Consider the following 10,635-nt stretch of genomic DNA (forward strand, 5'->3'; position numbering starts at 1 on the left):
CCCTTTTGGTCGCGGCCGGGCCGTCATGATCGACGGCGGGGCGCGCCCCAGGCAGTGCGATTAGGCAGGCCGCGCGTAGCAAAGCGAGATCGCTTTCGGACAATCACATAGCATTCGCATATATTTGCCGTTTTCATCCGCCTCTGGCCGCGGGTCGTGGCGCACCGAAACGCAGCGTCGCTGCCATCAAGATGAACTCAGGATGACATCGCCGCATCGATCGGCGTCACCGAACAGTCACGGAGAATACTTCCGTCGCCGCTAGTGGCGCGGCTCATCACATAATCACTTTCAGGGGGACGTTCTTTGTCCGGTTCTTCTCATGCCCGCGCGTATCTGCTTACTGGCGCGGCGCTGCTGGCGCTGGCCGGTGCCACCCCGGCCTTCGCACAGGCCCAGGCCGACACCGCCGCCGCACCGGCGGTCGTCGCCGATCCCGATCCCGACACCGGCGGCAGCCAGTTGCAGGACATCGTCGTGACCGCGACGAAGCGCGAGACGAACCTGCAGAAGACGCCGATCTCGATGAACGTGCTGACCGCGACTTCGCTGGTCGATCGTCACGTCCAGAGCCTCTACGACCTCGCCGACGGCGCCGTGCCGTCGCTGCGCGTCGCCACCTTCGAAGCGCGCCAGAGCGCGCTGACGATCGGTATCCGCGGCATCGTGCCGCTCGACGCCAACCAGCCCGCACGCGAACAGGGTGTCGGCATCTATGTCGACGGCGTCTACCTTGGCCGCCAGCACGGCCTCAACGCCGCCTTGTTCGACATCGAGCGGATCGAAGTGCTCAAGGGCCCGCAGGGGACGTTGTTCGGCCGCAACACCGAGGGCGGCGCGCTCAGCCTCGTCACAAAAGGGCCGAGCGGCAAGTTCGACGGCAGCGCCACGGCTGGCATCGCCAATTACGGCGGCTATAACGGCGCGCTGCGTCTCGACCTGCCCGAGACCTACGGCGTCAGCCTGAAGCTCGACGGCGTCGTCCAATATCAGGGGCCGACGACTAAGAACCCGCTCGCCGGCCAGACCGGCTTCAACTATTTCGACCGACGCGGCTTCAAGGCGACCGCGCGGATCAAGCCCGTCGAGGGCATGACCGCCGACTTCAGCTACGACAACGGCTATGATGCCAACAGCCCGTTCTACAGTCAGTTGCTGAACTACAATCCCAATGGCTGCGTCGCCGGCACGCAAGCATCGCAGCCGAACTGCAAGCTTCCCGGCACGAACTACACCTCATTGACCGGCACGGTGAAGTCGCTGATTCCCGGCACCGTCATCAACGGCACCAGCCGCCAGAAGGTCGCCGATATCGGCGTGCCGCAGCAGCCGAGCATCGACAAGACGCACGGCTTCACCTCGAACATCCGCTGGAACGTCGCCCCCGAGATCGAGCTGCGCTCGATCACCGCGTGGCGCGGCGTCGATTCGACGCAATGGGACAATAGTGGCGGGGCGCACCGCGTACCGGTACTCAACTCAAGCAACGTCGTCATCAACGGCCAATTGCAGAACGGCACCTTGTTCAGCCGCTATTCGCTTGCCGACCTGCATCAGAACCAGTTCAGCCAGGAATTCCAGGCGGTCGGCACCGTCGGGCAGCTCGACTATGTCGCCGGCCTCTATTATTTCAACGAGCACGTCAGCGACGACGCCGCGACGCCCAATTCGAACTTCTACAATGCGGCGACCGGCACGATCAGTATCGTCGATCCCTGCGCCACGATCACCACCGGCTTTACCGTCGTCAATGGTCTGCCGGTCGGTGGTACGACGTCACCGGCGGGCTCACAGCCCGGTTGCCGCTCGATCGATCGCGCCTCGGAAGTCTGGTCGAAGAGCTATGCCGGCTATGGCCAGGTGACGTGGAACGCGACCGACGCGGTGCACCTGACCGTCGGCGGGCGCTACACGCGCGACGAGAAGCAGGGCGTCCTGCACTTCTCGCGCAACATCAATTACGACACCAACACTGCGGCGGCGACGCGGAATGGCTATCAGCCGCTCGACCGGACCTGGAAGCGGTTCAACCCGATGGCGACCTTGGCCTTCGACGCGAGCGACAGCGTCCATCTCTACGCCAAATACGCCACCGGCTATCGCGCCGGCGGTGCCAGCTCGCGCACGGCGAATTATTTGCCGTTCAACCCTGAGGACGTGAAGTCCTACGAAATCGGCATGAAGTCCGACTTTTGGGAACACCGTGCGCGGCTCAACCTCGCCGGCTATATCATGGATCGGAAGAACAGCCAAGTTGACATCAGCTCGATCCAGCCGACCGCGACGGGCAATTTCAACAATCTCGTGACGATCAACGCCCCCGGCATCACCAAGATCCGCGGCATCGAGGCGGACCTGACCGTACAGCCGGTTGATCACCTCACGCTCACCGCCGGCTATGCCTATACCTATACCAAGATTCCGCCGGTGCTCATCACGTCGACCAACGTCTATCAAAACTTCTATATCGTCTTCACGCCGCGCAACGCCGCGAATGGCGCGATCGATTACACGATCCCACTCAACGATCTGGACCTGAAGTTCCACATCGACGGCAACTACGCACAGTCGACGCAGGCGTTCGACCAGTTCGCGACCCACAACGATGCCTCGTTCATCGTCAACAGCCGCGTCGCCTTGTCGAACATCAACCTCGGCACCAACCAGCTGACGATCTCGGCCTGGGTGCGGAACCTGTTCGACAAGCAGTACATCTTCCGTCGCGACCCGTCCAACAGCCTCCCCGCCGCGCCGACGACGCCGGGAGCAACGACGGGCAACATCAACGGCGTGTTGGGCGATTACGGCAATTTCAACGCGCCGCGCACCTACGGCCTCGAAGCGTCGGTCAAGTTCTGATCGGCTGATCCCAAGGGAAAGGCGAGCCCGAGCACCAGCCCGGGTTCGCCATCCTCCAGCAGCAGGTCGCCGCCGTGCAGCCGCATGATCGCTGCAATTAGCGGCAATCCCAGGCCATGACCCGGCCGATTACGGCTCGCCTCCAGCCGCCCGAAGCGGCGCAATGCCAGCACACGCTGGTCGGCCGCTATACCCGGACCGTCGTCGTCGATCGTGACCGTGGCACGGTCGCCCGAAACCGCCGTACCGAGCGTGATCCGCGTTCCCGCCGGCGTATGCCGCAGCGCATTCTCGACACCGTTGAGCAGCGCCTGTTCGATCAGCCGCGGGTCCCCGGTGATCGGCACCGGCCCGCCCACGGCGACCACCAGATCGCGGCCACCGTCCTCCGCGACCGGTGCCATCGCCTCGCCGATGTCCGCGACCAATGCGGCCAGATCGACGCGGGTGAAGCCCGCCGTGCGCCGCCCGCTCTCGATTTCGGCGATCCGCAGCATCGCCCCGACCATCCCGAGGATCGCATCGCATTCGCCGATCGCCTGTTCGACCTCGTCGCGCGTCCGGCCGTCCGCCCGCGCCGCGGTCGTCGCCAGCCGGCTGCGCAACCGGGCGAGCGGCGTGCGCAGGTCGTGCGCGACGTCGTTGGAGACGTTGCGCAGCCCCTCCATCAGCTCGGCGATCCGGTCGAGCATGCGGTTGAAGGCATGCGCCTGGCGGTCGAATTCGTCGACGGATCCGGTCACCGCGATGCGCTGCTGCATGTCGCCGGCGATAATCGCCTCCACCGTCCGCCGCGTCTCCGCAAAGCGCCGCGCGATCGTCCGTCCGAACGCGACGAGCCCGCCCAGCACGATGACCACGATCAGCGCATAGCCGAGCAGATAGATGTACCGCCGTGCGCCGCGATAGCCGTCGAACGGCTCGGTCTCGGCGATCGTCGTCAGCGTCAGCCCGTCGCCGACCGGCCGGGTGAACGCCCGCCCCGCCGATAGCCCCTGGATACGGTCGCGCCGCCGCACGTCGGCATAGCCCGGCGCGAACCGCCGCGTCAGCGTGACGTTGCCACCGAGCCGCCGGCCGGCGGTGTCGGTGAGCTGGAAACCGATGTCGCCGGTATCGCGCCGCCGGGCGAGGGCGGCGATCCGCGCCAGCAGCCGCGGTGCGGTGGCGCGGCGGCCGTCGGCAGCGACCAAAGCGCTGACGTTCTCGATCCGCCGATCGACCAGCCGGTCGATCGTCCCCAAGGTCAGGCGATAGGTCGCCAGTCCGGTGCCCGCCGTCGCGACGAGGAACGCCGCCAGGAAGCCGATGGTCAGCGCACGCAGGCTGGGCTTCATCCGCGCATCATATAGCCGATGCCGCGCAGCGTCTGGATCGGATCGTCGCCGCCGCCCTCGGTCAGCTTGCGGCGCAGCCGGCGGATGTGGACGTCGACGATATTGGTGTCGGGGATGAAGTCATAGCCCCACACCCGCTCGATCAGCATCGCCCGGGTCAGCACCGCATCGGCGTTGCGGACCAGTTCGACGAGCAGCTTGAGCTCCAGCTTGGCGAGGTCGATCGGCCTGCCGCCCCGCCACGCGCGGAAGCTGGTCGGGCTGACGACGATGTCGCCGGCCTGCAACGTGTCGGCGCTCGACGTCGTCCAGCCACGCCCGCGCAGGATCGCGGTCAATCGCGCGTGCAATTCCATCGCCGCGACCGGCTTGACGACATAATCGTCGGCACCCGCCTCAAGCCCCTCGACCTTGTCGTGCGAGCCGGACAGCGCGGTCAGCATGATGACCGGCAACGTTATCCCCCCCGCCCGCAAGGTCTGGAGCACCGACATGCCGTCGAGCCGCGGCATCATCCGGTCGAGGATCACCGCATCGAACGCCGCCTCGTTCATGACCGTCAGCGCCTGCCGGCCGTCGCTGGCGATCGCGGTGGCGTGGCCAATCGCGCGCAATTCCTCGGCAAGCGCCTCGGCATAGGCGGCATCGTCCTCGACCAGGAGAAGGTTGAGAGTCATCGTGGCGAATAAACGCGGTTTCGACGGCGCGTCGTCAAGCCTTTTCCTGACCGGATCGGCGTCGACTGCACCGCCGCGCCACACCCGAACGATCTGGATTCGGGCGTCGCGCGACGATAAGGCGATGATCGGGGCCGGAACAGGGAGGCGGACAATCGACGACCTGCCGTTTCCCGCCAGCCAGCTTCCCGGCGAATGGGCGATGCTCGAGGCCGCGCGCCATGCGGTCGTGATCACCGGCCCGGCGATCGACCCGCCCGGCCCGATCATCCGCTACGTCAATCCGGCGATGCAGGCGATGACCGGCTATACGCGCGACGAGCTGGTCGGCGCGACGCCGCGCATGCTGCAGGGCCCCGGCACCGACCGGGACCTGCTCGCGCGGATGCGCACGGCGCTGGCCGCGGGCGAGGGGTTTCACGGCGAGGGCATCAACTACCGCAAGGACGGCAGCGCCTATCTGGTCGACTGGACGATCGACCCGGTGCGCGACGACGCCGGCGCGATCACCGCCTGGCTGTCGCTGCAGCGCGACATCACCGCCCGGCGCGAGGATGCGATGCGCGCCGCGGAACGCGAGGCGCGGCTGGGGGCGATCTTCGCCGATGCCGCGGTGGGCCTGTCGGTCATCGATGCCGAGGGGCGATTCCTGCGCGTCAACCAGGAGCTGTGCCGGATCCTCGCGCGCAGCGAGGATGGCCTGCTGCGCAGCACCGTCGCCGACGTCACCTTCGCCGACGACTTTCCGGCGTCGGTCCGTGCGCTCGCCAAGGCGGTGACCGATCGCCAGCCAGCGGTGCTCGACAAGCGGTACCGCCGGCCCGACGGCACGCTGATCTGGGCGAACAGCACGGTCACGCCGATGGCGGACGTGCGCGGCCAGCCGGGCCATCTGCTGGTCGTCACCGTCGACCTGACCGCGCGGATGGAAATCGAGCGGGCGTTGCAGGAGAGCGAGACGCGCTTTCGCCAGTTCGGGGATGCGTCGTCGAATGCTTTGTGGGTGCGGGAAGCAGGGTGTCTCCGGCTGGAATATGCCAATCCGGCGTTCGCGCGCCTCTATGGGCTGGACGCCGACGCGGTGGATGTGGCGCAATGGGCGGAGCTGGTCGTCGCCGAGGATCGCATCCCCGCGGTCGCGGCGATCCGCAGCGCCTGCGCGGGGGAGCATCGGACCAGCACGTTCCGCATCCGCCGCCCGGGGGACGGCGAGACGCGCTGGGTGCACGACACCGTCTTCGCGCTGCGCAACGGCGGCGCGGTCGAACGGATCGGGGGGATCAGCGTCGACGTGACCGAGGTCGTCGCCAATTCCGAGCGGCTGGAGGTGCTGGTCGCCGAATTGCAGCACCGTACCCGCAACCTCATCAACCTGGTCCGCTCGATCGCCGACCGGACGGTGCGGTCGAGCAGCGACCTGGCCGGCTTTCGCGACCGCTTCGTCGATCGGCTCGCGGCGCTCGCCCGCGTGCAGGGGCTGCTGTCGCGCTTGCAGGACGTCGATCGGGTCAGTTTCGACGAGCTCGTGCACAGCGAGATGTCGGCGATGGCCGGGGTGTCGGAGCGGATCGTGCTCGACGGACCGGCGGGCATCCGGCTGCGCTCGTCGGCGGTGCAGATGCTGGCGATGGCGTTGCACGAACTGGCGACCAACGCACTCAAATATGGCGCGCTCGGCCAGCCGCAGGCGCGGCTGACGGTGCGCTGGTCGCTGATCCCCGCCGCCGACGGGGCGTCGCCGCGGTTGCGCATCGCGTGGCGCGAATCGCAGGTGGTGATGCCGCAGGGCGACGCACCGCGCGGCACCGGCCAGGGGCGCGAGCTGATCGAGCGCGCGCTGCCCTATCAGCTCGATGCCGAGACGCACTTCTCGCTCGGACCCGATGGCCTGCATTGCACGATCGAGCTGCCGGTGTCGGAGACCAACGGCTGCGCGTAATCATCACAAACTTCTCGCTAACGCAGCCATCAGGAGCCAAGCGGAACAACGACTTGCGGTATTTCGCTGGCAATCCTCATCGCCCCGGCATAGGATGAGAATGCTTCGCAATAGCTGCATCAAGGTAGGCAAAATGCGCTCGGGGACGTCATCCATGTCGAACGGACCGGCTTCCAGTCCGCCACGCCACCCCTATTACCGTTCCGGAGACTTCGCCATGACGCTCGCCCCCACCGCCGCCTCCCCCGCCCAGCCGGCGCCGCCGCCGAGCCGGGCGAAGCGGCTGAAGGCGCTGACCCACGATACGCACGAGCGGCTCGACACCACCGTGGCGGGCGCGTCCTCCTTCGCCTCGCGCGACGGCTATGTGCGGTTCGCCCGCATGCAGTTCCTGTTCCACCGCGACATCGACGCGCTCTACGCCGACGCCGATCTGCAGACGCTGTTTCCCGGCCTCGGCGAGCGGCGGCAATTGCCGCTGTTGCGGCAGGACCTCGCCGATCTCGCCGCCGCGGTGCCGCAGCCCGACACCGCCCCGGCGTTCGTGCCCGGCGCGGCGATCGACCTGCCGACCGCGCTCGGCTGGCTCTACGTCGCGGAAGGGTCGCGGATGGGGGCGACATTGCTGCGCAAGGATGCCGCCAGGCTCGGCCTGTCCGACGATTTCGGTGCGCGCCACCTCGCGCCGGCGCCCGAGGGGCCGGCGGCCTATTGGCGCATCTTCACCGCCGCACTCGACGGCATCGCGCTCGACACCGCGGCGGAGGACCGGGTGATCGCCGGCGCCGAGGCCGCCTTTGCCCGGGTGCAGGCCTATGCCGACGATACCCTCCGCTGACGGCACGCCGCTGGCGCCCGGCGTGATCGCGCGCGGCCGGGTCAGCCGGGCCTTGTGGATGACGCTCGGCTGGATGCTGGTCGGCATCGGCTTCGTCGGCCTGTTCGTGCCGTTGCTGCCGACCACCGACTTCCTGATCCTCGCCCTGCCCTGTTTCGCGCGCTCGTCGGTGCGGCTGGAACAATGGCTGCTCGATCATCCCCGCGTCGGCCCGCCGCTGCGCGCGTGGCGGACGCAGCGCGCGATCCCGCGCCACGCCAAGATCGCCGCCTGCGTCGGGATCACGATCGGCTTCGTCTCCTTCTACGCGCTCGTCCGCCCCGGCGCGCTGCCCGCGATAGCGGTCGCAGCGGTGCTGCTCGCCTGCGCGGCGTGGATCGCCAGCCGGCCGGCGCCCGGGGCAGATGGCCCGCATCACACGATAGATTAAGCCAAATTCTCGATTAACCATCTTCGATTCGTGGTAGGTCTTCCGCTAGGGAGACAGATATGACGCACCGGGTGGGGACCATCGGCACTGCCATCGTCGCGATCGTCACGGCCGTGCCGGCCGCGGCGCAGGATCAGCGCGCGCGCGGCGACGACGCCACGCGGCAGGCGATCCGTTACGACATCAGCGGCCCGGTGTCGCCGTCGAGCGGCACCGCGACGGTCTCGGCGAGCAGCGTGCCACAGGCGATGGAGCGGCTGACCGACGAGGACGCGCGTGCCGATGTCTCGCTCGGCTCGATCTATGCCGAAGGCAAGTTCGGCACCGCGTCCAAGACGACGATCTGGAGTTCGGCACTCGGCGCGCGGCTGCGCATGGGCGACTGGACGCTCTCCGCCTCGCTGCCGTGGATGCGGATCCGCAGCCGCTCGACGATCTTCACCGGCATCGATTCGACGCCGATCCTGGTCGCGACCGACACCGCCGCGACCAAGCGGACCTTCGACGGCTTCGGCGACCTGACGCTGGGCGCCGCCTATACGATCGTCTCCGCCAATACGCCGCTGGAGGTGCAATTGTCCGGCCGCGCCAAGATCAACACCGCGACGGACAGCAGCGGCCTGTCGAGCGGCAAGAACGATTATGCCGGCGGCGTCGACGTCTCCTATCCGATCGGCAAGCTCACCCCGTTCGGTTCGGTCAGCTATCGTTTCCTCGGCGACACCGCGCGCTACGACCTGCGCGACGGGCCGGCGGCCTCGGCCGGCGCTTCCTATGCGCTCGGCACCGACAGCTTCCTGCTCGCCTCCTACCATTATTCGCGCGCGGCGACGCGGCTGGTCGCGGATGCGCACGAATTGTTCGCCGGCGCCTCGACCCGGCTCGGCGGCACGCCGCTGCGGCTCACCGGCTTCGCCACCGCCGGCCTGTCGCGCGGCGCCGCCGCGGCCTCGGCCGGGCTGTCGCTGTCGCTCGGCCTCCAGAAGCGCAATGCCCGCTGAGCTGAACGATGCCGAGCTGGGCGATGCGGTGACGCGGGTCTATGCGATCGGCGACGTGCACGGCCGCTACGATCTGTTCCGGCGGCTGATGAACATCATCGAGCGCGACCAGGCGAGCCGGCTGGCGGCACCGACGCGGCTGATCCTGCTCGGCGACATCGTCGATCGCGGCCCCGATTCCGCCAAGATGGTGAAGGGCTGCATGAACCTCACCGCCTCGACCGACCGCTTCATGGTGCTGAAGGGCAATCACGAGGAGATGATGGTCGATGCGCTGCGCGGCAGCCTCTACGCCTATCGCCAGTGGCTGAAGTTCGGCGGCCGCGAGACGTTGCTGAGCTGGGGCGTCGACGAGGCGCTGCTGGACGGGCCGGCGACGATGGACAAGCTGCGCCACGCCGCCGCGATCGTCGGCGAGGAGGCGATCCAGTGGCTGGCGCGCCTGCCCCTCTATCATCGCCACGGCGACTATTTGTTCGTCCATGCCGGCATCCGCCCCGGCGTCGCGCTGCGCCGCCAGCGTGCCGAGGATCTGTTGTGGATCACCGACGATTTCCTCGAATCCGAGGCGTCGCACGGCATGATCGTCGTCCACGGCCACACCATTTCCGAACATCGCCCGGTGGTGCGCAACAACCGGATCGGGATCGATACCGGCGCCTATCGCACCAACCAGCTCACCGCGATCGGCATCGAGGGCGGCGAGCGCTGGATGCTGCACACCACCTTGCTGCCCGAACTGATGCTGACCGAGGACGACGCGACGTCCGACGACGATTCCATGGTCCGGAACGGCTGATGTCCCCGCCCGGCTTCAACGACAAACGGCTCGACGCCAATCTCGCCTCGATCCTCGGCCTGCCCGACGCGCCGGCCGCCGCGCCGCCGCCGCCGCCCGAGGAGCCGGCCGGCGCGGTACCGACGCTGCACCGGGTCAAGACGTCGCGGCGCGCCTCGGCGACGGTCGCCGCGTCGCTCGGCATCGCGCTGGTCGCCGGGGTCGGGCTGTTCGTCGGCCGATCGGTGACGATTACGCCCGCGGCGCCGCCGCACCGGGTGATCGAGGTGCCCGGCGCGCCGACGCCGGCCGCGTCGGCGACCGTCACCGCCGCGGCTGCCGCGGCGCAGCCCCGGTCCCAGCCGTTCCGCCGCCACCGTCGGGCGTTCGCGGCGGTTCCGTCGCCGGAGCTGCCGACCTCCCCGCCGGGCACGACGCCGAGCACGCCATTGCTCGCCGAGGCGCTGGCGGCGACCGTGCGCGACAGCGTGGCACCGACGCCGGCGGCCGAGCCGCCGCCGCCCGCGGCGGTCGCGCCGCCACGCATCGCCGCCGCCGAGCCGCCCGCGCCGCGCCCCGGCGCCGCCGCGACGGCGGCGTCCCCGCCGGCAGCGACGCCCGATCCCGCCCGCGCCCGCCGCGACAGCATCGACGCGATCCGCGCGCTGCGCCGGCAATGGTGACCGGGGCGATCGCATAGGGCCGTCGCTCGCGCTCAAACTTCACCCCCGTCACTTCGGACCCGTCCTAAACCTCTGCGGAAGCCGGCATCGCCC

Annotated in this window: 9 protein-coding genes; 7 read left to right on the plus strand and 2 right to left on the minus strand. The window is 68.6% G+C overall.

The window, feature by feature from the left end; translation table 11 throughout:
• Positions 1–306 precede the first annotated feature (306 nt).
• Positions 307–2,859, plus strand: a complete 2,553-nt coding sequence (locus AC07U4_RS15050; protein WP_137899465.1) for a TonB-dependent receptor — start codon at positions 307–309, stop codon at positions 2,857–2,859.
• Here AC07U4_RS15050 and AC07U4_RS15055 read toward each other — a convergent pair.
• On the minus strand, positions 2,829–4,196 hold the full coding sequence (locus AC07U4_RS15055) for a sensor histidine kinase (RefSeq protein WP_495195955.1): 1,368 nt from the start codon (positions 4,194–4,196) through the stop codon (positions 2,829–2,831). The two genes, AC07U4_RS15050 and AC07U4_RS15055, sit on opposite strands and share 31 nt — an antisense overlap.
• Positions 4,193–4,873: a response regulator transcription factor gene (locus tag AC07U4_RS15060; RefSeq protein ID WP_495195956.1), complete on the minus strand. Its 681-nt coding sequence runs from the start codon at positions 4,871–4,873 to the stop codon at positions 4,193–4,195. The genes AC07U4_RS15055 and AC07U4_RS15060 overlap by 4 nt, the downstream gene beginning before the upstream one ends.
• A gap of 124 nt (positions 4,874–4,997) precedes the next feature.
• On the opposite strand from AC07U4_RS15060, the gene AC07U4_RS15065 reads away from it, so the two are divergent.
• The 6 genes from AC07U4_RS15065 to AC07U4_RS15090 all read left to right on the plus strand — a co-directional run bounded on the left by AC07U4_RS15065 (position 4,998) and on the right by AC07U4_RS15090 (position 10,542).
• On the plus strand, positions 4,998–6,812 hold the full coding sequence (locus tag AC07U4_RS15065; RefSeq protein ID WP_495195957.1) for a PAS domain-containing sensor histidine kinase: 1,815 nt from the start codon (positions 4,998–5,000) through the stop codon (positions 6,810–6,812).
• Positions 6,813–7,029: 217 nt separating this feature from the next.
• Positions 7,030–7,650, plus strand: coding sequence for a biliverdin-producing heme oxygenase (locus tag AC07U4_RS15070; RefSeq protein WP_495195958.1), 621 nt, complete (start codon positions 7,030–7,032; stop codon positions 7,648–7,650).
• Positions 7,628–8,080: a YbaN family protein gene (locus tag AC07U4_RS15075; protein ID WP_495195959.1), complete on the plus strand. Its 453-nt coding sequence runs from the start codon at positions 7,628–7,630 to the stop codon at positions 8,078–8,080. The genes AC07U4_RS15070 and AC07U4_RS15075 overlap by 23 nt, the downstream gene beginning before the upstream one ends.
• A 59-nt stretch (positions 8,081–8,139) precedes the next feature.
• Complete coding sequence (locus AC07U4_RS15080; RefSeq protein ID WP_495195960.1) at positions 8,140–9,081, plus strand: hypothetical protein; 942 nt, start codon at positions 8,140–8,142, stop codon at positions 9,079–9,081.
• On the plus strand, positions 9,071–9,880 hold the full coding sequence (locus tag AC07U4_RS15085) for a metallophosphoesterase family protein (protein ID WP_052075739.1): 810 nt from the start codon (positions 9,071–9,073) through the stop codon (positions 9,878–9,880). Before AC07U4_RS15080 ends, AC07U4_RS15085 begins: the two co-directional genes overlap by 11 nt.
• Complete coding sequence (locus AC07U4_RS15090; protein WP_495195961.1) at positions 9,880–10,542, plus strand: hypothetical protein; 663 nt, start codon at positions 9,880–9,882, stop codon at positions 10,540–10,542. Before AC07U4_RS15085 ends, AC07U4_RS15090 begins: the two co-directional genes overlap by 1 nt.
• The last annotated feature ends 93 nt before the right edge of the window (positions 10,543–10,635 follow it).

It is taken from the genome of Sphingomonas sp. GW821-FHT02B09 (genome assembly GCF_059421875.1).

Coding starts and splice junctions, on each gene's coding strand:
- AC07U4_RS15055 (WP_495195955.1), bottom strand. CDS start 4,196: ATGAAGCCCAGCCTGCGTGCGCTGACCATCGGCTTCCTGGCGGCGTTC.
- AC07U4_RS15060 (WP_495195956.1), bottom strand. CDS start 4,873: ATGACTCTCAACCTTCTCCTGGTCGAGGACGATGCCGCCTATGCCGAG.
- AC07U4_RS15065 (WP_495195957.1), top strand. CDS start 4,998: ATGATCGGGGCCGGAACAGGGAGGCGGACAATCGACGACCTGCCGTTT.
- AC07U4_RS15070 (WP_495195958.1), top strand. CDS start 7,030: ATGACGCTCGCCCCCACCGCCGCCTCCCCCGCCCAGCCGGCGCCGCCG.
- AC07U4_RS15075 (WP_495195959.1), top strand. CDS start 7,628: ATGCCGACGATACCCTCCGCTGACGGCACGCCGCTGGCGCCCGGCGTG.
- AC07U4_RS15080 (WP_495195960.1), top strand. CDS start 8,140: ATGACGCACCGGGTGGGGACCATCGGCACTGCCATCGTCGCGATCGTC.
- AC07U4_RS15085 (WP_052075739.1), top strand. CDS start 9,071: ATGCCCGCTGAGCTGAACGATGCCGAGCTGGGCGATGCGGTGACGCGG.
- AC07U4_RS15090 (WP_495195961.1), top strand. CDS start 9,880: ATGTCCCCGCCCGGCTTCAACGACAAACGGCTCGACGCCAATCTCGCC.